This window comes from Pseudoalteromonas sp. Z1A2, assembly GCF_011378755.1.
In the GTDB taxonomy this organism is placed as follows: domain Bacteria; phylum Pseudomonadota; class Gammaproteobacteria; order Enterobacterales; family Alteromonadaceae; genus Pseudoalteromonas; species Pseudoalteromonas distincta.
This window is the reverse complement of record NZ_WTKX01000016.1, coordinates 41,907-64,407: the sequence shown is the minus strand read 5'-3', so window position 1 is coordinate 64,407 and position 22,501 is coordinate 41,907. Positions and strand designations below refer to the sequence as shown.

18 protein-coding genes and 1 pseudogene are annotated in these 22,501 nt (G+C 37.8%); 9 read left to right on the top strand and 10 right to left on the bottom strand.

Going from position 1 to position 22,501, the window contains the following annotated elements; translation table 11 throughout:
• Nucleotides 1–55: 55 nt before the first annotated feature.
• Together GQR47_RS12260 and GQR47_RS12250 are read right to left on the bottom strand one after the other, a co-directional pair.
• Nucleotides 56–1,348, bottom strand: coding sequence for a TolC family protein (locus tag GQR47_RS12260; protein ID WP_013465882.1), 1,293 nt, complete (start codon nt 1,346–1,348; stop codon nt 56–58).
• 452 nt (nt 1,349–1,800) lie between these two features.
• Nucleotides 1,801–2,700: a cation diffusion facilitator family transporter gene (locus GQR47_RS12250; RefSeq protein WP_013465880.1), complete on the bottom strand. Its 900-nt coding sequence runs from the start codon at nt 2,698–2,700 to the stop codon at nt 1,801–1,803.
• Nucleotides 2,701–3,209: 509 nt separating this feature from the next.
• On the opposite strand from GQR47_RS12250, the gene GQR47_RS20500 reads away from it, so the two are divergent.
• From GQR47_RS20500 to GQR47_RS12220, 6 genes are read left to right on the top strand one after another with little or no spacing between them, the layout of a single operon-like run.
• On the top strand, nt 3,210–3,455 hold the full coding sequence (locus tag GQR47_RS20500; RefSeq protein ID WP_016899212.1) for a helix-turn-helix domain-containing protein: 246 nt from the start codon (nt 3,210–3,212) through the stop codon (nt 3,453–3,455).
• An 18-nt stretch (nt 3,456–3,473) separates the two neighbouring features.
• Nucleotides 3,474–5,234 (top strand): P-loop NTPase fold protein, encoded by a 1,761-nt coding sequence (locus GQR47_RS12240; protein WP_024596196.1) that lies wholly within the window; start codon nt 3,474–3,476, stop codon nt 5,232–5,234.
• A gap of 1 nt (nt 5,235) precedes the next feature.
• Nucleotides 5,236–6,123, top strand: a complete 888-nt coding sequence (locus tag GQR47_RS12235; protein WP_008109702.1) for a hypothetical protein — start codon at nt 5,236–5,238, stop codon at nt 6,121–6,123.
• Entirely contained in the window at nt 6,116–7,450 is a 1,335-nt protein-coding gene (gene qatC / locus GQR47_RS12230; protein ID WP_008109704.1) for a Qat anti-phage system QueC-like protein QatC, read from the top strand. The genes GQR47_RS12235 and qatC overlap by 8 nt, the downstream gene beginning before the upstream one ends.
• Nucleotides 7,447–8,178: a Qat anti-phage system TatD family nuclease QatD gene (qatD, locus tag GQR47_RS12225; RefSeq protein ID WP_008109706.1), complete on the top strand. Its 732-nt coding sequence runs from the start codon at nt 7,447–7,449 to the stop codon at nt 8,176–8,178. The genes qatC and qatD overlap by 4 nt, the downstream gene beginning before the upstream one ends.
• Nucleotides 8,179–8,229: 51 nt before the next feature.
• A complete protein-coding gene (locus GQR47_RS12220) occupies nt 8,230–8,769 on the top strand; it encodes a manganese efflux pump MntP family protein (RefSeq protein WP_008109708.1) in 540 nt (179 codons plus the stop codon).
• Between the two features lie 22 nt (nt 8,770–8,791).
• Here the strand turns inward: GQR47_RS12220 and GQR47_RS12215 are convergent, their stop codons facing one another.
• The 7 genes from GQR47_RS12215 to GQR47_RS12185 all read right to left on the bottom strand — a co-directional run bounded on the left by GQR47_RS12215 (nt 8,792) and on the right by GQR47_RS12185 (nt 16,835).
• Nucleotides 8,792–9,010: a GDCCVxC domain-containing (seleno)protein gene (locus tag GQR47_RS12215; protein ID WP_008109710.1), complete on the bottom strand. Its 219-nt coding sequence runs from the start codon at nt 9,008–9,010 to the stop codon at nt 8,792–8,794.
• The gene (gene merC / locus GQR47_RS12210; protein ID WP_008109712.1) at nt 8,998–9,387 is read right to left on the bottom strand and encodes an organomercurial transporter MerC; all 390 of its coding nucleotides are present in this window, start codon (nt 9,385–9,387) and stop codon (nt 8,998–9,000) included. Before merC ends, GQR47_RS12215 begins: the two co-directional genes overlap by 13 nt.
• A 60-nt stretch (nt 9,388–9,447) precedes the next feature.
• On the bottom strand, nt 9,448–9,825 hold the full coding sequence (locus GQR47_RS12205; protein WP_008464133.1) for a MerR family transcriptional regulator: 378 nt from the start codon (nt 9,823–9,825) through the stop codon (nt 9,448–9,450).
• Between the two features lie 222 nt (nt 9,826–10,047).
• The gene (locus GQR47_RS12200) at nt 10,048–10,512 is read right to left on the bottom strand and encodes a hypothetical protein (RefSeq protein WP_008113385.1); all 465 of its coding nucleotides are present in this window, start codon (nt 10,510–10,512) and stop codon (nt 10,048–10,050) included.
• Nucleotides 10,509–12,593, bottom strand: a complete 2,085-nt coding sequence (locus GQR47_RS12195) for a hypothetical protein (RefSeq protein WP_008113384.1) — start codon at nt 12,591–12,593, stop codon at nt 10,509–10,511. Before GQR47_RS12195 ends, GQR47_RS12200 begins: the two co-directional genes overlap by 4 nt.
• Nucleotides 12,590–15,361 (bottom strand): hypothetical protein, encoded by a 2,772-nt coding sequence (locus GQR47_RS12190; RefSeq protein ID WP_013465872.1) that lies wholly within the window; start codon nt 15,359–15,361, stop codon nt 12,590–12,592. The genes GQR47_RS12195 and GQR47_RS12190 overlap by 4 nt, the downstream gene beginning before the upstream one ends.
• Nucleotides 15,345–16,835: a site-specific integrase gene (locus tag GQR47_RS12185; RefSeq protein ID WP_008113382.1), complete on the bottom strand. Its 1,491-nt coding sequence runs from the start codon at nt 16,833–16,835 to the stop codon at nt 15,345–15,347. Before GQR47_RS12185 ends, GQR47_RS12190 begins: the two co-directional genes overlap by 17 nt.
• Before the next feature lie 85 nt (nt 16,836–16,920).
• Between GQR47_RS12185 and GQR47_RS12180 the strand changes: the two are divergent.
• The 3 genes and pseudogenes from GQR47_RS12180 to GQR47_RS12170 all read left to right on the top strand — a co-directional run.
• Nucleotides 16,921–17,178: pseudogene (locus tag GQR47_RS12180) on the top strand (PhoH family protein); the annotation flags it as partial.
• Nucleotides 17,179–17,229: 51 nt separating this feature from the next.
• Nucleotides 17,230–21,039 (top strand): ATP-binding protein, encoded by a 3,810-nt coding sequence (locus GQR47_RS12175; protein ID WP_206016103.1) that lies wholly within the window; start codon nt 17,230–17,232, stop codon nt 21,037–21,039.
• Nucleotides 21,023–21,922, top strand: a complete 900-nt coding sequence (locus tag GQR47_RS12170) for a diguanylate cyclase (protein ID WP_024605076.1) — start codon at nt 21,023–21,025, stop codon at nt 21,920–21,922. Before GQR47_RS12175 ends, GQR47_RS12170 begins: the two co-directional genes overlap by 17 nt.
• Before the next feature lie 67 nt (nt 21,923–21,989).
• On the opposite strand, the gene GQR47_RS12165 is transcribed toward GQR47_RS12170, so the two are convergent.
• Nucleotides 21,990–22,370 carry a DUF3192 domain-containing protein gene (locus GQR47_RS12165; RefSeq protein ID WP_024596200.1) on the bottom strand — a complete coding sequence of 127 codons (381 nt, stop codon included), beginning with the start codon at nt 22,368–22,370 and terminating at the stop codon, nt 21,990–21,992.
• Nucleotides 22,371–22,501 lie beyond the last annotated feature (131 nt).

Below are 22,501 nucleotides of genomic sequence, written 5' to 3'. Positions count from 1 at the left end.
ATTCAGTTAATAACTGAATCAATAAATTGTTATTAAGCTTAAAGTGATGCTTTTTTTAGAGTGACAGCGCTTCGTTTGTTAGTTTTTCTATCTCTGCGCCATAAATTAGGGCAGCAGATGCCGCATCAATGAGGGTTCGCCGAGCATTTAACAGCTCTTGTCTAGCCGATACATAATCAAGATATCCATATCGACCTTTTTGATAGGCGTCTTGAGTATCTTCCAGTGCATCTTCAAGCATTGGGATAACCGACTGCTTTAATGAATTAGCTGTTAATATGGCTTGTTTTCTATTGGAGTATGCTCGTAGTAAGTGATTTCTAAACCTCAACTTAGTCGCCTCTTTCTCTATGGCAACTTGGTCACGCTCTGCTAGCGCACTAGCGATTGCACCAGAATTTCGCTTTTCAGCAAACAAAGGTAAGCTAAAGCCAGCGACCAGTGCCGTATCATTGGCTTCTTGAGAGCGCCTAACACCAACAGACCATTTGATATTGGCCGTTGACTCTGTTTTAGCTAACTGTATTTCAGCCTCTTTTAGTCGCTGTTCACTTGCATAGATTTGAATAGCAGGGTTCTTCTCTAACTTCGCAAAAAGGCTGTTAAAGTCACTATCATTGCCAAACTGAAAAAGATCCCCTTGTACTTCAGAGAAGGTTACAGAGTTTTCCCCCCAGTAGGCTGCTAATGAGAGCTTCAAATATTCCAAGCGCTTTTGTTCAGATTGAAGGGTGAGGTTAGCCTGAGCAATAACTGCTTTTGAGCGTTTCACTTCAGCCTCAGGAGTAGCACCTGCGCGGTTACGCTGAGATACAATCTCTAACGTTTCTTGTGCTAAGCTCAAAGCATTTTCTGCCAATATAACTCTTTGTTGGGCTGCAAGTACTTCCACGTACTTCTCAGTGACTTGAGCCATTAAATTAAGCGCAGAGACTTCTTTCTCAGCATTGAGTAGTGCTCTTGATTTTGAAACAAGTCCAATCCGCGCTGAGCGTTTATCTCCCATTTCGATAACCGAAGATAGAGCGACTGTTAATTCAGCACTGTCGAATGCATTAAATTCACCTGAGCCTGCAAAGTTCTCAGCTTCAACTTCTAGTTCATAAGCAGGATTTAAACTTGCTGTTTGTTCTTGTCCTGTTAATGCGGTTTGTTTGAAATCAAATATTTTGAGTTCAGGATTTTGTTTAAGCGTCCACTGAATTGCCTCTTGAAGATTTAACTGCTTTTCAAAGGCATAAACATTAAATGTAAAAAGTGACAACGCGAGAAACGCGATATATTTAAGCCGAGGTGTTACACACCTCAAAATTGCTATCTTGCGATGCACACAGGTATTAAGTGCCATGTATACTTTCCTATAAATTTATATGTTTTTTTCGGTCATTAACATTTGACCTTTCATAATTTTCTATAAAATTTAGGCGTATTTAGGTGGGCGGAATGGCACCGAGATATAGCCTTTTAGCTCAGGAGAAACTAAGGCGTAGGTAAGGAAATATTCTATTGCTTGGAAAATGTTACAGGAAGAATCAGCATTTAAAAATAAGTGACAACAGCAACAAAAATTACAATTATCAATTGAAGAGTTGCTATTATTCACCTCAAGCATATTGGAGTCTTCTGGAGCTTTTAGCGGGGTAATAGACTTAGTTAGTGATGAACTAAAAGAACTTTCACTTAAGTTTATTTCAAGCTCTTCTAGCGAAAAAAACACAGACTGCACCGCGATTAAAATCATTATCACGTATGATATATTTGATTTGATATACGATGAGTGCATTATTTTCATTTCTCTGCTTAATACTTTAGCTGTAAGATGCGGCGAGCACCGTTTAAAACGACAAGAGCAATTATCAAACCAATCACTAAATCTGGATAACGACTGCTTGTTGCTGTAACTAATAAGCCAGCTAAAATTACACCAACGTTTGCGATAACGTCATTTGCGGAAAAAATCCAACTCGCTTTCATATGAGCGCCGTCTTCTTTGTTGCCAAATATCAAAAACAGACAAGCAACGTTAGCGATTAGTGCTATTCCACCAAATATCATCATTAAAGAAGAGATCGGTTCACTACCGTAAACAAAGCGTCTTACGACTTCGCTCAAAGCACCTAGCGCTAGAATAACTTGAAGCACACCAGATATATGTGCTGCTCTAAGTTTCATGCTAATACTTTTACCTACGGCATAAATAGCTAAACCATACACAGCAGCATCAGCAAACATATCTAATGAGTCTGCAATTAGGCCAGCAGACTGTGCAATAATCCCAGCAATTACTTCTATAAAAAACATGACTCCATTAATGGCTAACAACCATTTTAGGGTTGATGCTTCTTTCATCTCATTTTTTTGGGCTAAGTCTTTTGCTTTTGCAGCTTCTGTACTGCAACTTTGTTTAGTTGACTCTAACTCTGCACCGAGTTTAAGTTGTTGTAACTTTTTTGTTATCTCATCTAAATTTTCATCATGAAAAACTTTGACTAAGCGATTAGGAATATCAAACTGCAATCCAACTGAAGGCTGAATTGAGTCAAGTGCTAATCTGATCAATCTCTCTTCTGAAGGACAGTCCATTTGAGGCACTTTATATGTACTGACAAACGCGCCACTATAGTTATCTAATTGTGTATCAATTTTTACGTCTTCGTTGGTAGGAGATGATTGACACTGACCACTACATTTTTCTGACATATTTAACATTCCGAAACAATATTAAAATAAGTATAAAATCTATAGTGGCTATAGAGTCAAATAAAAAGTTATTTAATTTGAAAAGATTGGGAAGTAACTCAAATAGCTATTCCAAGAAAATAATTGTTGGGGGGTAGTGACAGCAAACACTGCTAACATTATTTGGACTGCCCGTTTTATACCGATGTTTATCAAAGATAAAAAATAGAAGAGCTATCTAGATAGAATAAATTAACCGATGATCCTAATTCCACATTAAAGTCGCGTTGGTGTGTTACTAATTGTACAGAGGATCTAAAACAAGATTTAAATTTAAAAGTAAGAGCAACGACTATATTGTTGGAACACTTGTCATGAGATACGCTAAGCCTAATGTCCGGTTTCGTATCAAAGTGAATTTTAGCTGAAGTAATTTTGTACCATCGTTTACGACTGCTTCAGGCTCAAATCTGACGAAGATTTCCTAGTACTCACCCAATCTGGCTTGATGAGAAATAATCTCAAACATTATGCGTAGCCACATATTCGCTCAACTTGAGCGGGATCTTATAAAAGCCAGAACCACAGAAGGTCGTGAAGAGGCTAAAGCTAAAGGCAAACACATGGGCAGATTGCCTGCTTTATCAGACAAACAAGCGAAAGAATTATATAAAGATAAATTAAATGGTGAATCGATCTCTGCATTAGCGAAGAAATATTCTGTTAGCCGCCCCACGGTTCACCGAATTATTGAAAGAATGGAACAAAAGAAATAATAAATAAAAGGAGACGTTATGTGGTCTGATAAAGAATCAAAAATTGATTTCTTAAATTTTAATGAAACGGCTGAGTCAATAAAAGATCTTATAACAGAAAAGGAGTTAATGCCTATTAGTATAGGCGTTTTTGGTGATTGGGGCGCTGGAAAATCGACGATTCTTGAACTTACTAAGGCTTCTCTGGAAAGTGATGAACAAGAATATATCCAAGTACATTTCGATGCATGGACTTTCCAAGGGTATGATGACGCTAAAGCGGCGTTACTAGAAACAATTGCATCTACTTTAGTTAAAAAAGCAGCAGACGATAAAAATCTCAGTGCAAAAGCAAAAGAGTTTGCTGGACGAATAGATAAGATCAGACTGATGGGATTGCTAATGGATGGTGGTGCAGCATTAGCTGGTATACCAACTATGGGTGGTATACAGAAGATCATGGGACTATTCAGTGGTGGTGACGATGGTGAACTGGATGTTGATGATGTAAAAGGTGCTGTCGATGGCGCTAAGGATGTCGCGAAGAAAAACAAAGGTTTGATCAAAGATAATAAATCATTTTCACCTCCTAAAGAAATTAAAGAATTCCGAAAAGCATATTCTGATCTGTTAAAGGAGTTTGATAAGCCACTTATTGTCTATGTCGATAATTTAGATCGCTGCTCTCCATTTAATGCTATTTCGACCCTTGAGGCGATCAGGTTATTTCTATTTTTACCCAATACTGCATTTGTTATTGCCGCCGATGAGGACATGATCCGCTTGGCAGTGCCTGAGTATCACAAAGGTGCATCTCAACGACATCAAACTGATTATTTAGACAAGCTTATTCAAATTCCTGTGCATGTACCAAGACCCGGCGTTCTGGAGATAAGGGCATATTTAATGATGCTTACTGCTCAAGATCACGGCGTTACCGATGCGCAATTAGAAACGATAAGATGTGCCCTTGAAGAGTCATTAAGGCTGTCGTGGAAACAACCACAAATTACCGTTGACGAGCTACTTCAAGATCACGAGATTGAAAAGCATTCCGAACTCAGAAGTAAATTTGTGGTTGCTGAACAGTTAGCTCCACTATTAGCTGAATCCACAAACATTAACGGCAACCCTCGCATAGTTAAGCGATTACTCAATCAGGTTAAGATGAGAAAGAAAACCGCTCATCGCAGAGGAATGCAGCTTGATGAAAAAACTATCACTAAGCTGGTAATTTTTGAGAGGTGCTTAGGCACTCAGGCTACCAACAAGCTTTATGAATTAATTGATAAGGAAAACGGATATCCAAAAGTATTAGCGGATCTTGAAAATTCAGAAGTCGAATTTGACGAAATTAATTTACCTGAAGAGTGGAAACTCGACCTAGCTTTTATTGATAAATGGTCGAAATTACCTCCCATGTTCACTGAAATGGATTTGACACCAGCGGCATATCTGAGCAGAGAAAGCATTCCAATGGGGGCTGTTAATTCGGTAATGTCTGGAGCCGCTCAAAAACTCGTAGAAGAATTAATGAAGCAAAAGGTAAGGGTCAGTGGCGTTAACTCTACTGCGATTACCACAACTCCGAAGGAAGAATACATGTCAGTCATGGATGGTTTGATTGAAAACTTTAAGTTGATTGGTGATTGGACCGAAAGACCAACAGGCATTTATGGGGCTGTGTTACTTGCCAAGCAGGATGATAAATGTAGCTTAAGTCTTCTTACATTTTTAAAAAGCTTGCCCCGCCAAAGATGGCTTAATCCAATTTTAAAAGAACTAGAGGGAACTAAGTAATATGGGTACGTCCGCATCGTCAACAGGACCAAATAATAAGAGTCCACTTATTCCATCTTGGGCAGAGCAAGGAGATCCTGTCACAATAGAACCTGCATCAGGTACTGATGGGGATGAGCAAGCTGGCTCTGATAATAATCAAGCTGATGATCAGAATGACAATAGCAATGATATTGACAATGACAAGGTTCAACAAGAAATCGGTGGTTCACCTACAGCAACACCGCCTCCAAATAGGTTTGCCAGTGCCAGAAGAGCATTTGGTAAATATGCGCAAACAGGTGGCTCAACCTCAGATCTAAGGCGTTCATTAAAAAGTTACTCTAGAAAAGGCTCTGGCGGAGGTAAAAGCACAAGCAGGAGACTATCAAGCGGCATAACTGCTGGTTCTGGATTGCTTGGTGTCATGCGTGGCGACACCGTAACGGTTAATAATCAAAGCTTATCATTAGGTGATCTAACTGGGCTATCGACTGATCAAGCAATCGACAAAATTGCTAGCCATTTAGCGCCTGATAATGCCGATTCGGATGCTGTAAGAGTTGCGTTGGATTACGCACTAGAAGAAGCACTCCCCGATACAGAAGAATTTGACCCAAACAGTTTTACTGACGAAGTTATCCAAGAAGCCATAGGCTGTTATTTAACAGACCTTATTTTTCAGGATGTGGTTGAAGGCATGGGCAGAGCTTGGTTTCATGTTGAGCCAGCAAGCAAGCATCATCAAATGGAAGTTGAATTAAGGGAACTAATAAAAGTGATTACACAAGAGCAGTTAGACAAAGTAACTAATGGCAACCCCAGTACTATTAGCAAAGAAAATATTACTAAAATTCAAGCCGATGCTATTGCTATGACGGTTGATGAATGGGAGAGCTTTAATGACTAATTTTTACTTTAACCATGACCCTGCTAACTTGCCTGACTTTTCTGATGATTGTCATCCTGTCCAAATGTTTCATACGCATCAAAATGACATCACTAAGCACAGCTTGGTGTCAAAACAACTACTACAAACAGTTCGTGATTTAGGATTGAATGTAGATGCTGATTCAATAGATCTGATAACAATTGCTACCGCCGTTACCGCTGCTGATACATTTGAATTAAGGGATAATGCAGAAAATGCATGGGCTAGAAAAATGCATTTGCATGTTCCTGTAACTGATGAGGATATGTGGAATTTTGTAGAACCTGAACTGAGTTCTTTGCTCAACTTTCTTACAGGCGATCAATGGCTGTTTACTTTTGAAAAAACAACTATGCCGATGCCGACTCCTAAAACAAGTGAGCAAGCGAAAGCAAAAGCAAAATCATTAATTGGACTCAACTCTGTTTGCCTTTTTTCTGGTGGTCTTGATAGCGCAGTTGGTGCAATTGATATTTTGAACGGAGAATCAGATTTAAAGCCTCTCTTGGTTAGTCACGCTTATCGTGGTGATGGCGCTAAGCAAGAAGACATTAAGCAATTATTATCCCCGCCATTCGGCGAATTGTCCTATTCAATGTCTCCCCATATTATTAAGCACTTAGAAGGTAAAACTGACATTAGTATGAGGGGAAGAAGCTTTAACTTCCTAGCTATGGCGGTACTTGGTATATCAGCCTTAAGAAATGCTAATTGCGATAGCAGTATTGAAACTATTGTCGTCCCAGAGAATGGCTATATTTCTATAAATCCGCCGCTTACCAGAAGACGGATTGGTAGCCATAGCACTAGAACTACTCATCCTAATTTTCTAAGCAGGCTTGAATCTTTGCTTAGAGACACTGGGTTTCATGTCAAATTTGTAAACCCCTATCAATTCAAAACTAAAGGTGAAATGTTAGCGGAATGTGTTGATCAAGACGCAATTAGAAAAGCAGTTCCCCTAAGTGTTTCATGCAGTCATTGGCACAGAGAACATAAACAGTGTGGGCATTGTGTACCTTGCCTTATTCGAAGAGCGTCAGTTTTTCATGCTGGTTTTACACAAGATGCGCCATACAAGACAAAGCGGTTGAGAGATCTTATCAAAGAAAAAGATACTCGCGATGATCTCCAAGCGGTTCAAACTGCCATTATTAGATTGAAACAATCCGATAACTATCGTTCTTGGCTTCGAAGTTCAGGGCCAATACCACAAGAAAAAGATATACGAGAAAAATTAGAATCAACTATTAAGCGAGGATTGGCAGAGGTTGAATTATTTCTCCAAGCGGATAAATCGTCATGATGGATCTTCATTGCCACGTTGATTTATATCCAGATCATCAAGAGGTATTGAACGACATAAAAAGCAGTAATTATTACGTGCTATCAGTAACTACGGTGCCTTCAGCTTTTGAAGGTACTGTCCAGTTAACAAGTGGCATAAAACACTGTAAGACGGCCTTGGGGCTTCACCCTCAACTTGCTCATCTAAGAAAAAATGAATTAGCACTATTCGATAAGCTAGTTGATAGAACTAGATATATTGGAGAAATTGGACTGGATGGCTCAAAAGGTTACGCTGATTACTTTGATGATCAATTAGAGGTTTTCACGCATATTCTAAAAAAATGTGAAGGCTTTGATGACAAAATACTAACTATCCATAGTCTTAACGCGACTGGTGAAGTTCTTGAACAACTTAAGTTACATCCCAATGCTGGTACTTCTATTCTTCATTGGTTTTTAGGTACTAAGAAGCAAGTTCTAGAAGCCGTCGAGCTAGGCTGTTTCTTCTCTATTGGGCCAGCCATGCTAACTTCAGCCAGAGCTAAAAAAGTAATATCGTGGATACCTCAAGATAGAGTTCTACTCGAAACTGATGGACCTTTCGCCAAAGTGGCGGGGAATATTCTGTTTCCTTCAAGTGTTGGCACTGTTACTGAATATCTGGCTGAAATTTGGTGTAAAAATAAGGCTTTGATAATAGAAAAATTGTCAGTAAATCTTAGGTGTTTAACATCAGTCAAGTAACTAATTATACGTCACGTAATCTTATAACAATTTTATTCAGGTTTAATCGGTTTGTTTGAAGTATTTGTATTAGCTATAGCACTCAGTATGGACGCGTTTGCAGTATCCATAGGCTTAGGTTCTAAAAAAGTAGTAAATGCTGAAAAGCTCTTTATTAAAGCCGCTGCTTATTTTGGTTTTTTCCAAGGCTTTATGCCTCTTTTAGGCTATTACAGCGGTAAAGGTTTATCATCTTGGATTGAAGATTATGCACCTTGGATAGCTTTTATTTTGCTAGTATTTATCGGTGGCAAAATGATTTATGAGTCCCAATCTGAAGGAATTGAAGAAGATATTGCTAATGTTACTCATCGTGTGCTATTTGTTCTTGCTATTGCCACCAGTATTGATGCAATGGCGGCAGGTTATGCAATCACATTGCTTGAGGTAGATATAGCCGTAGCTTGCTTGATAATAGGCGTCACGACGTTTGCCTTTAGCTGGATTGGTGTGAATATCGGCGAAAGAAGTGGCGTATGGCTGGAATCTAAAGCTGAACTATTTGGTGGTTTAGTGTTAATCGCAATCGCATTTAAGATATTACTTGGTTGACACAGAACCACCGAATACTAGGCTACTTACCTGAGCAACATGCATTGCCTTCTTGAATAGGAGGACACTTAACTGTTCCATAAGAGCAATAAACGCAACAATCACCTTTTAACGGTTTAAGTAGTGCTTTACAGCTTTCGCATTCGTAATACCATTGGCAAGCGTTTGTAGGCATGGTTTCAACTTTGCTAAATCCACATTCAGGGCAAGTGATTTTAGATTCTAGTTCTATACCTTGCATACTGGTTCCTTAATGGGCTTAACAATATCTAAAATAGACATTACGACCATCCAAATGATCCCAAAGTAAAATAAGTAAGTGCTCCAGTCGTATTGCCATAAAGGATAAAGGGTCAGCAATACTGCAATTGGGCCAATGACACTTAAAACGCCTCTCAATGAATCTCGATGTTGATACCAATTATAGAAATTAACTAACAACGCTAGTGAAGCAAATAATGGCAATAAGGTGTTCACCGCTATCCCTTCAAAATGTGAAAGAAAACCTAACCCAAGAGCAGATGCCAATGAGCCGAGTGCAGGAAAACATGCTGTGCAGCTAAGGGCGGCTAGCCAAACGCCACCAGAACCTACTTTATCTAGAATTTTATTGATCATAACTATCTACCTCAATTTTTAAGGTAGTATAAACTCCGTACATAAGTACGGGGTCAATAGCTATTTAAGTGAATTTATTACCGGGCAGGATTGAGGGTCTTGATTGGCCTTGCAAGAATCTGTCATATCTTGAATTACTTTCTCTAATCGCTGTAAATCAGCAATTTTATTACGAATGAGATTAAGTTTTTGCAACCCCATCGACTCAATATCAGCGCAACTGTCACTTAGTGACATAAGCGATTCAATTTCTTTCAGCGTAAACCCTAATGCTTTAGCTTTCAGAATAAATTTGAGTTGACTGGTAAGGGCATCGCCATACATTCTGTAACCAGACTCTGGTTTTAAAGGTTGCTCTATCAGACCTTGGCGCTCATAGAAACGGATTGTTTCAACATTGATATCTAAATCTTTTGCCAGTTTTCCAATGGTTCTCATAAACATACTCTTTAGAAGCAGAAATATCATTATACAATTAATGCGGATTGCCTAAACTCAATTTTATTGCATGAACGGGGTCGCTAAGCGTCCTCTTTGTAGAATTAAGTTCACATATCCAGATCACTCTGACCGTCTCTTGTTCGCTCTTGCTGCCTGTCAGGTGAAGTCTAAGCCTAATCAACAAAACTGTAAGTTGAGATATGAGCTACTACATCTAATCTATTGTTTCGTTGAAACTAATTCAATAATTTCACCAGTAGACGTATCCACTCTTATTTCTGTATGTTGCCCTGAATGCTGAAGTTGATTTTGTAAATCGGCATTAATCAGTTTGAGCTTATCTATTTCTGCGTACATTTCACTCAACAACACTAATAACTTTGTATCTTTATTATCGATTTCCTTAGTGCCGATATTATTTTTTTGCTTTTCTTTAGCAAGCTTGCTTTTTAGTTCGGCTACCTTTGTTCTGAGTTGTTTTATTAAATTATCTTTATTTTTTTCTTCCCAAGTTAATTGAGCTTTTTCAATACTTTCTCGTAACTTTACCCATTTTTCTTCTTCTTTAGATAGATTCGCAATATTTCTTTTAGCTCTCGTTGCTACTGCATTTTTGGTTATCTTGCTGCCATCAGATTTCATCTCTTCAAAAGCACGTTTTATATCATCATATGCGCTACTCATGCTTGTTCTCCTTGGTTTGTATGCGCTTTGCCTTCATCTAATACATAGTCAGCTGCTGCTATATTATTTTTCCAGTGAATAGCAAATAGCTCGTAATCTTCTTGCTCTTCTGTGGTTGATGCTGCATATGCCTCTAGTTTCTGGGTCGCATCTTTTTTTATCACTTGCCAATTGACCTTGTGGCGTTTGGTAATGATTTTACTACCACAATACACACAGCCACTAGGGATTCCTGCTCCTTTTATCTTGCAAGCTTCTCCCGCAGTGCAGTACCCCGTAGGCAAGCCACGTATGTTTTTAATATTTTTGACGAGAAATTTTTTCAGTTCTTCAATTGAACTGAAATGGATCTGCTTAATCACAGTCGAATCTTTACTTTGACTATCAGTAATACCTATTATCAGATCTTTAGATGTTTTATTAATTTGCTCACCAGCACCACCTTTAAGTGATTGTGACTCGGCTTCATCTATTAACTCTTCTGCAACACGGTCAATTAAAATCTCATTAAACTCTTCAGTAGTTTTAATTAAAGTTGTTGAGGCCAAAAATGCTCTTCGAGTATAAACAAACGTCATTAGGCTGGTTAAATGTTTAAATTGATATCTAATATCATCAAGCTCACCTAATTTATTGGCAATGACAAAGTAGGCCAACGTATGTCGAAACATGTGAGCGGTTAATCTAAACGTATCGCCTTCTTCGTATGGGACACCTCTATTCTCTCCTCTAACTTCTTTGTAGTTAGATTCAAGGCGTTCAAGCTCTGCTATATCATCATCGTCTAGAGTTAAGTCAAAAAGCTCAATGTTTTCACTGTTTTTAACCTCAAATTTTGTGAATCGCCCAGCATCGCTAAAACTAACACTACAGCTACTATGTGAAACCCCGAAAAGACGGTTTCTTTCTAACCCTTCTTTCAAGTTGTGTGCTTGACTACTTGTTATATTGGCTCTGCATGAAGAAAGTACAGCTTTTGCCCTTTCTTGCATACCGAACACATATTTTTCGTAAATACCAACACACTCATGTACTTCAGCGTTTGAAAACCATTCCATCTCAACCTTACTGTTGTCGGTTTTGGTCATGATTGCCGTAATGTAATAAATATCATCTTTGTAATTGGCACAGCCAACCTTGCATGTAAGTACTTCGTTATATCTCATGCCTGTATAGGCCAAGATATTAATGTATGTGGCTAATTTTAAATCTTCTAATTCTTCGGATAATTGAATGAATTCCACTTCATCGGGTAAGTTTCTTACATGTTTTGCTATTAGCTCACCTGTACTAATTTTGGGCGGTGGTTCAACGGAGCCTTCATTTAAACTATCTATTAAGCGTGCATTTAATTCTAGCCATCGTTCTATCTTATCCTTAGAGTTTTCAACTATTTTTTCTGCAAACTTCAGAATTTTTTTCATTACTTTAGTAGGAATGACAGGGTGCGAATAAGTGACTGGTCTCGGATGGTGTAACTCGTTTAGTTGGTTAAGTACATCAATAAAAACACTACACACCTTAGGGCCAAAAAGACGAAAGCTGCGCTGCACGTCAAATAGTTTAGTAAATGAGTGTGATTGTCTGTAAATAGCTATTTTCCTGACTTCATATAAATAGTCTTTTATGAGATTCCTAATAACTAAGTCAGATTTGAACTCCAACTCATGAAATGAGTGATAACCTCTTTGTCTTAAGAAGGCTGCAAATAAATTTAGATACGTTACATCATTTTGAAGTGTAGAGATTTTTAGAGGTTTACCGCCTACAACATCACCATGTGTGAGTTTAATTAGTGAATAAATTCGAATTTGATATGCTAATTCATCAACACCTTTAAAATTCACATTTCTTTGCGTTTCTTCATAGCTTATCCAAGTGTCATCGCCAAAGTGAATAGTGCCATGTTTAGCAATATTCAATGCTCTGTTTTCCCACAAAGCAATCGAATTAAAAGCGCTAGTATCATCAACTTTAAAATCTTCTAACACCTGAACCAAAGGTTTTATAGTGATTTGACCTGTATGTGTTTTTACAACAGCGATATCAAGTAGTTTTGTTTTAGTTATCTCTTTGGTCATAGCAAACCTGTGTTTTTCCAATGAGGATGAATACCCTCTGTTCTCAATAGTTCTTTTCCATCAGTCACAGCTTGAGCATTAAGCTTGGCAATATCAGCTAATATTTCGTTAACCCTATTTTTCAACTGCTCTATGTTTTCCAGTTGCTCTGTTATAGAGTCAAATGTTGCGGCTGAGTTTTCCATATCAGCAACAACAAAATCCCGGTATGACAAAAGTTTCCAAACATGCAATGCGTCAGCAACACAGCGATAGAACGGACACCACAAGCATGCGTTAAAGTCGGCACATGCATGCTCGTTTGTATCTCGCTGGTCTAATAATTTCCTGTTTTGTGATTCGAATGCCACTACTGCGGATTTATCTTTTGAGTTAATGCATGTGCCATTCGGGACTTTTTTACCGTCTTCTGGTGGAGTCTGCAAAATGATTACTTTGTCGGTAACATCGCGAACAAAATAGTCTGCCATTGTTTTTGTCGCTCTGTTGATTGTCATTGCAACATCTTTGTTATCTTGCATTAAATAATGACGCAAGAACGTTTCATAAGAGTGCTTGCCAGCTTTTTGATACCACTTAAATTCTTTGGCAACTTTTCGGTAAATGTAGTTAAGCCCTGATTTTCTGATCTTTTGCGAATTAAATACGATATCACACCCAAGCTCAGTCAATATCCTATCTATAGTGGTCTTGAAACGTGATGCTGTTAATAATTGAATCTTTACTTCTCCAATACTATTTACTTTGGGAAAAACAAAAATTCTTTTTGATAGGTTCTCAATAGAAGGGCGGTAAATAGACGTAAGTTTAGTCGCAGCCTTAATATCAAATATTACTGGTTCGACAACGTCGCCGTATAAGACGCCTTCTTTTTCTAGATCTTCGGCTTTAATTTCAAATTTATGCCATTGTGTTTGATAATTAGCTCGGCGTTTAAATAAACGAAGAGCAGGAGTTTTACTTGAATGTAATGGCGTGTTAAAGAAAAATAAGTCGTCAGTATCAAGCTCTAGCGTAGGAGTTGAATTCCAACCAGTTTTCAATATGACTTTTGCTGCATAAAGTGTAACTTTGTCTTTAATTGTGAGTAAGGTCTCAGAAAGCCCTTTTTCTATGTAATATGCTAATTCTACTACTTCTCTATATGAGTAGAGCTTATCTTGATTCTGAGAGAGTTGCTCTTGATGTTGTGCAGTTAATTCGGTGTTGACCGGAAAGCTTTTAATAGTATCTAGACCATAAAACGATAGTAATTTGTCGATAGCGCTCTGATATTGATTACCAACAAAAACCGACAAATCGCCTTGTTTTGATTTTAGTTGAATTGCCTCTCTTATAGCCTTTAGTATCTCACAGTTATTTTCAACAAAAGCATGAACCCCATGATTGGCAATAAGCTTCATTTGTTCATCTGTTAATGATGATGCATTTTCTTTCAATGCTCTAGCCATACTACCTATGTAACCTTTGAGAGTGACGATGCCTATGCTCTCGCCATCAATTCGCTTTGTAAAAACTTTATGGTATTCGACTAGGTTTTGATAAAATTTATAGGCATTGTCATATACCCACTCATGCTTCTGCCATTCGGTAGTGTCACTTTCTTTAAGGTAATAGCCCAATGAGTAGGGTAATAAACTTTCCTTTGCGATTTTTTCACCCGTAACAAAGTGGTAAAGGTCCAATGCAGCGTTTAGTAGCAGTAAAAACTGCTGGTTATTTTGAGTTTCTTCTTGGTAATGCTTATAAAGGTATTTAAATCCCTGAAGGCCATTTTCTGCAAACCCTTGAATTCCACGCTCACTAAGCAGCTTAATTATTGGTGATGCTACGCTACCAGCACTATTCAACCACCTTGGAAATGATAAAGTTGAGGATCTAACTCTTGTTGTATTAGCTTCCGAAGCGCTTGCTATCTGATTTTTCAAAAAAGCATCAACTTCATTGCCAAATTTGGATGATATGCTTTGTGCATACCCTATCACTTCGGCTTCAGTTTTAAATTGATTGACTCTAGCTTTACCCCACACATCGGGTAGTATAAATTTTAAAAAAGTACGGAAGTTGTGATTGCATATAAATGATGAAACGAATTCCCTATCCTTTAATGTTGCCAATAATGGCAGTTTGACGCGTTCAGTATTCTTAAAAGTATCATGTAGACAAATATTTATAATAGCAGTCGCAGTTTTGAGGATGTTGTCTCTAATAGAAGAATCTTTGAGGCTTAATTCTGGAAGGACGAGATAGTCCAGATATTTTTTTAGTAATTTACGAGTCTCTTTTACTTGATGGAATTCAAGTTCGAATAATTTAGTTATGTCGATTGAAGTAGCCCCATTTACTAGCCTAAAAGGAGCGTTGATAGCGTTATCATAAAAATGAAACTTAGCTATGTTTTCTAAAGCTTCTTCTATACGAGTAGCATAACTAGGTAGCTTGACATCATTTATTTCATTAATGCAAAAGTATTCCAGTTCTTGCCAAATTTCAAAGTCTGATAGAGCATTTAATCCCGAAGTTTGAATTGATGTCGCAGTATCTGCACTAACCTTATTAAGGGCTAGAGGAAGAATGTGCTGTAAACTGACACAAGCATTCCGCAAGCGACTCATTGAAATAGCAGTGTCGTCACCTGTGCTAATATTGCTTTCTTTGTCATATGCCCTGTTAAATAAAACGTCTAACTGTTCGGCTAGAACAATTGAATGAGGTTTAAATCTAGCAGGAATACGATTGGACTTCCGCGTTTTAACTTGCTGTAGCATCTTCAGCCTCACGCATAAGCAATTCGTTAACATCACCGTAGATATCTTTTACCCACTCTGACATCGCTCCGTATGCATCCACTGATACACTTTTGGCAAAGTCGATGTAACGTTTGGTTGTTTTAAAGCTTTCGTGACTCATCAAAGTCATTAGTGTTTGTCGGATGGAACTTTCTGATTCACCTTTGTCAATTAGGTATTTAGCGACATAAGTAGCAAAGGTAGCGCGTAAGTCATGGAATGTGCGTAATAGTATTTCTAATCCCTGCTTCCTTTGTTCTTTTCTAACTATGGAAATAGTATTCCCCGGTGTATCTTCGCTTATCCGCGATCCTGAACTATTCATAAACAAAGGAAGCGGATGTTCGCTATTGTCCATACCATGATTAGTCTCATGTTTGGTACGTCGCTTCATATTTTGAATTGTCAAAGTGTGATTGTACAAAAGCTTCATTAGAACTCGCGCTATTGTTAATCTCACTGGCTTATGTCCTTTTCGTACAATGTTCAATTTTGGAATACGTTTCTCGTTTTCTTTTTCATCAGGGTTAAAGAGGTCTTTCTGGTCGATGGCCGAAATTTCAAAAGATCGAAGTCCACCTAACAAGGCACACTGCAAATAAAGTTTATAAGTCTCTTTTTGAGCTGTATTCGTCTCCAGTAACTGTTTAAGTTCTTTTGGAGAATATGGTTGTAGACCTTTGTCTGGTGAGTCTTCTTTTTGTTTCAATGTATTTGGAATGCTCAAATTACTGACCCATTTCCATAAGCCCCCAGAACGATTGTTGCTGGTAGGTAATTGAAACAACGAACTGACACCTGATTTAGCTTTCGATTTAATACGTACCTGTTTGTATTCAAGTGAGAAGGGGAGGCTATCTATAGCTCCGCGCTTATGGCTCCATATATAGAATGCTTTAACAGCTCTAATTCGTTCTTGAGCGCTGTTAAAGCTTATGCGTTTAGACTTATCTTTGGTTTCGACTCTTTCACATAAATGTTTGTGATATCTCCACACAGGTAACCTAGAAATATCATCATCTACAGATTGTTTTGAAAGTGGTGCAGCTATTACTTCAAAATAGGATGCATCATCTTTATCCAACCAATCTAAGAAAGCTTTTAAGTGCTTAGCTATACTGCGAACAGACTTAACATCTAATGGCTTTCCCGGTTGGCTGGCATGATAAGCGTCACTAAAAGCCTCATTGTCTATTTGATTCTTTTTGAGACTGAAATGACCTTCAAAGCGGTGCATTAAAAATAAGTTCATTTCTTGGCATTCGGTGAAGCGAGTCGGGTGATATAGCACTGGAAAATTAGGTTCTATTTTATCGTGCCTATATGAGTGAGTTCTGATGCCTTTTTCAGTCTTAATAGGTTGCCCTGATTTATCGAGGTGAAAAGACATTCCTTTTCCAAAGTTGACTGATGTTTTAATTATTTTAGTTTTTGTTGTATTTCGAAGTATCATTTTCGTTCACCTTTGATTCTTAGCTAGAGTATGTGTGTAAAAACTTTTTTGTTCAAGTTTATTGAGGGTATGATAGTATTATATCAATTCGGGGGTGATTTTAGATGAGAGCCAAAATTTAACGGCATCTCAACTTAAAACGATTATTACTCGCTGCGGCGAAGGTACTAAATTAATTTGTACAGGTAACTTGGCGCAAATAGATAGTAACTATTTAACGCCAGTAACATCGGGCTTAACGTACATAGTAGAGCGCTTTAAAAACTTTGAAGGCAGCGCAACAATAAACCTCAACGGTGTTGTGCGTAGTCGCTTAGCGTCATTTGCAGAAGAAAATTTATAACTTGCGCTTAACAAATTGGCTCGATAGTCTATCGATTGATTTTCGAGCCAAATGGCAGGCAGTACATTGAATTTTTTACCTCTGAAGCATTACTATCGTTCATTATTTATTGCGCTGTTAGTGCCATTGATTGTCGCTTTTTTACTGTGCTTGCACTTATATAATATAAAGCTTGAGCGGACGGTTGAAAAACGCCAAGCTGACTTTACAAATGTTTCAGCACAGGTTACTCACGGGATGGACTCGGTGAGTAATCTACTTACCACCATGTTTAACTTATACGAGCAAGCGACTTATCCCAAAATAAACCAAGATTTGCTCGAAGGCATAAATCAATATGATGGTTACTATTATCGTCATTTTATTGATCAAAGTACGGAAATTGTAGGTAAAGGTGAGTTTGCGTTATCTGCTAAGGCATTAATGCAGTGGCAGCAGGCTATTACATTAGGGCCTTCGTTTAATACAACGCTTGCATTAATGCAGTCGTTATCTGCTGTAGCGTATGTTGATGATAATGGTTTTGCTTATGTAAGCAGGCACAACAAAAGCCAAAGTTTTATGCTTACTGAAATTTTAAATGGAAAATTTAAGCCAAAATTTGCGCAAAACAAACTTACTTCAAGTCCTATTGTTAAAGTGAATGACAATTCGTATTTTGCTATTGGTCGACAACGAAGCACAGGCTCAGCCGATTACATTATTTTAATTTATGATGTTCAAGCAATTTCTGGATGGTTAAAAAAGGTGTCACCGAACAGTGGTGAATACGTTTTTATGAACCAATCGCATCAAATTATCGCCAGCTCTAAACAGATAATAGAGCAAGCGACTGCGTTAAAAAATTATTGGCCAGACTTGGCCAATCATCAGAGTCAAAAAACAGTATTAACTAGTGATAGTAATTACTTTATGCAGCCTATGGATGCGTTACCTATTCACGCAGCATTTTACGAGCACAAACCCCAATTAATAAGCTCAATTAAGTATGAGATATTACTAGAGTTTACTTTTTTAACGCTATTTTTAAGTATTATGTTTGGCGTGTTTTTTTGGTTAAGTCAGCGCATTTTTATAAAGCCGATGACTCACTTAATGTCATACCTTGAGAGTAACGGTACACAACAAGATGAGCAGCTAAATTACAAAGTACCACTGAGCTGGCAACCTTGGTTTTCTAAAGTGAAGCGTGTATTTACTAAAAACAAACAGTTAGTTGATTCATTACAAAGTGCAAATAAAGCTCTGGACGACCAAGTTCAGCTGCAATCAGAAAAACTAAGCCGCAGTTACGAAGCCAAAGAGCGCCACTTAGCTTTACTCAACACTATGCTAAACAGTGTGCCAGATCTTATTTACTTTAAAAACATTGATGGTTCATTCTTAGGATGCAATAAAGCATTTGAGGCGTATATCGGTAAAGATCAAACTGCATTAGTTGGTAAATATGTAGATGATTTAGGTGACAATGATCAGCAAATAAATGCGCTTGAAAAACAAGTATTACAAAACAGAAATAGTGTTGAACAGCGAATAGAAACTGATACAAAATCGTATCAACTTACTATTGCTCCTTTTTATAACGAGCACCAACACCTGTTAGGAACCATGGGTATTGGCCGCGATATTACCGAGCAGCAACAAACATTATTGGCCTTAAAATCATCTGAATCTAAATTTAGAAGTGCAATTGAATTTGCGGCTAACTGCGTGGTTTTACTCTCGCTTGAGCACACAATATTACAAGTTAATAAAGCAGCAAGAAAGCAGTTTTCTGATCAGCCAGTACTAGTTGGGGAGCAGTTGAAAGCATTATTTGATGACTCCCAATGGCAGCAAATAAAAAGCACTTTAGCGCAATTGCTAGATGACAAAAAACGCGTATATCATTTAACGCTTGCTCAAGGGCGCTTAACAAGCTGGTTGCAACTAAGTGTATCGCTTGTCTGGGATGAAAACCGCGATCCAGCTTATTATGTTATACACATTCAGGATGTGAGTGCCTTAACTAAATCAAAACTAGATGCCGAACGAGCAACCCTAGCTAAAAGCCGCTTTATAGCCAATTTAAGTCATGAAATACGCACCCCTTTGAACGCTGTTTTAGGGTTGCTTGATATGTTAATTGAGCAAGGCTTAACGCAAAAGCAATTACAACAAACGGATCAAGCTAAGCATGCAGCACAAAGCTTGTTATTAATGCTTAATAGAATGCTTGATTTTGCGCGTATTGAAGGTTCGCAAACCGATTTAAAACAAGCATCTTTTAGCATGGTTGAGCTGGTGGATATTTGTGAAAGCTTAACGGCTCCATTGTGCGAAGGAAAAGGTATTGAGTTTTTTATTGATATTGACCCGCGAATAGCACCTGATTTGATATGCGACAGTATACGTTTGCAGCAAATATTAGGTAACTTATTAACTAATGCCGTTAAGTTTACAAAAACAGGTTCCATTACTTTAAAAATGGAACTTATTGAAAGCGATAGCCTAGAGCAACAGCATATTTGCTTTAAAGTAATCGATACTGGCATGGGTATAGATGAAGCTGATCAAAGTCGCTTATTCGATGCTTTTACTCAAGGTGATGAATCTTCAACCCGCATACACCAAGGGGTTGGGCTAGGTTTAGCTATTGTTAAACATGCAGTATCGTTAATGGGTGGGGAGATTGCTTTAAAGAGTAAAAAAGGCCACGGCAGCGAATTTTATTTCAGTATTAGTTTTTTAGTTGATACCACTAAAAACACAGTGTTACCGACTAATACATTGGCTATTTTATCTGATCAAAGTAAAGAGCTTAAGCAGGTGACAAATGCATATAACGAACTTGCTAATATTAATTTAGATGAGGTACTAAAATACCCAATTAAGCTCTCTAATACTCAAAAAATAATAATTGATGCAGCTGACTTACCTGCACTTTTAAATGTTGAAGCGATTAATGATTCGTTATCAGCTAAAGAAACATCGGTAATTATTATTAATCATCAGCACACACTTAATTTACCGACAAGCGAGCACTTAGCTGCGCATCACGTTAAAGCATCGGCATTAGGGCAAAGGCTATTTAGTTTGAACTCTCAGCAAAAGCCTATAGTTAATACAAGTGCCGCAGTTCACAGTGCAACTGAAAGTAAAGCTGATATATCGGGTCTACTTGTATTAGCAATTGATGATAATCAGCTTAACTTAGAAATAATTAGCAGTGTCCTGCGCCAAGCAAACGTAAATGTTGTCACGGCTTTGAGCGCATCAATTGGTATGGAATTATTGCAAGTTTTAAAGCCTGACTTAATATTGATGGATGTGCAAATGCCGAAAATCGATGGCTGTCAAGCAACCGCTTTGATTCGTCAACAGTTTGACGCAAAGCAACTGCCTATTTTTGCTTTAACGGCTCATTGCGAGCCTGCTGATGTAGAGCGTTCTTTAAAGTGCGGCATGAATAAACATTTAACTAAACCGGTTGTTGCTAAAGTACTTATTGATGCAATTGCTGATTTAAACTTAGTTAAACCAAGCTTTTTTGAAAAATCATTTGCTTTAACGCAGTTTAGTATGGATGAAAAGCTACTTAATACGATGATTGATAAGTTTGCTAGCTTGTGTGAAACCCAGCTATCGCAACTAGAAGAAACAACCAATAAGGATGATTTGGTACGTTTAGTGCATAGTATCAAGGGTGTAGCAGGTAATTTAGGTTTTAGACGATTATCACATTGTGCTTTATTGTGTGAAAGAACGCTTAAAACAACTAATAAGCCTATTGAGATTACACTACAAGAGCTTATCATACAGCTAGAACAGGTAATTGTTTTTATAAAAGGGCTAGGGGTTAGGGATGTCGAAAAGAGCTAAAGTACTTATTGTGGATGATGATCCAATCAATAGATTAGTACTTGAAAAAACACTTAAAGCAGAACACGACGTGTTCTTAGTTGAAAGTGGCGAAAAAGCACTGACCTTTGTAAAAACAGCGCAAGTTGATTTAATAATCCTTGATGTAATTATGCCTGGAATTGACGGCTATCAAGTACTTGTGGAGCTTAAAGAAAACCCAATAACTCAGTCTATTCCTATTATATTTATATCAGCCAATCGTAGCCATGATGATGAAGCAAAGGGCTTAGAGCTCGGTGCAATGGACTACATAACCAAGCCATTTAGTCCTTCTATTGTTCGCGTTAGAGTGCGCAACCAACTCCTCATAAAGCAAAAAAATGATTTGCTAGAAATGCTAGCTTCGATAGATGGCTTAACTGAAATACCAAATAGACGCTACCTTGATGAAAACTTATCTCGAGAATGGCGCCGCAGCAAGCGAAGTGGAACACCGCTATCGGTGTTACTTATGGATATAGACCACTTTAAACGTTACAACGATTGCTACGGACACCGTGCTGGCGATGAGTGTTTAAAGAATGTTGCGCAAGCACTTGCAGCTCAATGTGAACGTGGCAGTGACTTTATTGCTCGTTATGGCGGAGAAGAATTTGCTGCTGTGCTACCAGGAATTGATAAGCATGAGGCAATGGAGTTTGCTAATAAATTACGCAATGCTGTAAATGCTTTGAATATAGAACATAAAGCTTCATTAAATGCAGACCACATCACTATAAGTATAGGTATTGCCACTACACAAAGTGGTAAAGTGTATGCTGAGCAAGCATTGTTAGAAGAGGCCGATTTAGGCTTATATGCCGCTAAAGATGCAGGGCGAGATAGAATAGTCGCACGCTAAAAACTTAATATACAAAAAACGCCAATATTCATATATTGGCGTTTTTGTATCAAACATTTTTTATTGGTTACTGCGTGATCATACCTAAAGCGGTGTCACCAATGCCCACTAACTTATCATTTTTAAATACAAGTGGCGTACATTCATCTTTTGTTGTTTTTGAATCTGAATGCTTGCTATGCGTTACATAAAAAAGTACTTGGTATACATCATCATCTTTTTTTAATAGCTCAGTGAAATTAGGCGTTTTTAATTGCGTTAAAACAGACTGATAGCTGCTATCCATTTTTAGCTCCGATATAACTTCACGATTATTTTTATGCTGTGCTTGCCAGCTTGATGAGTTTTTCCCTGCCCAATGAGTCTCAGCTTCGCCATCTGACACGGCAATAACACAGCCTGTTAAAAATGGAGCAATTAAAGCGGCTGCTAAAAGTGATTTTTTCATTTTTATTTACCTTAATAAGATTTTTAATTGGTTATTAACTGTATTAAAGCAAAGAGTAGACCATATTGATAAGTTGTTATGAATCAGTCTGTTAAGTGAGTTAAGCTGCTTTTATCTAATAAAATATTAAA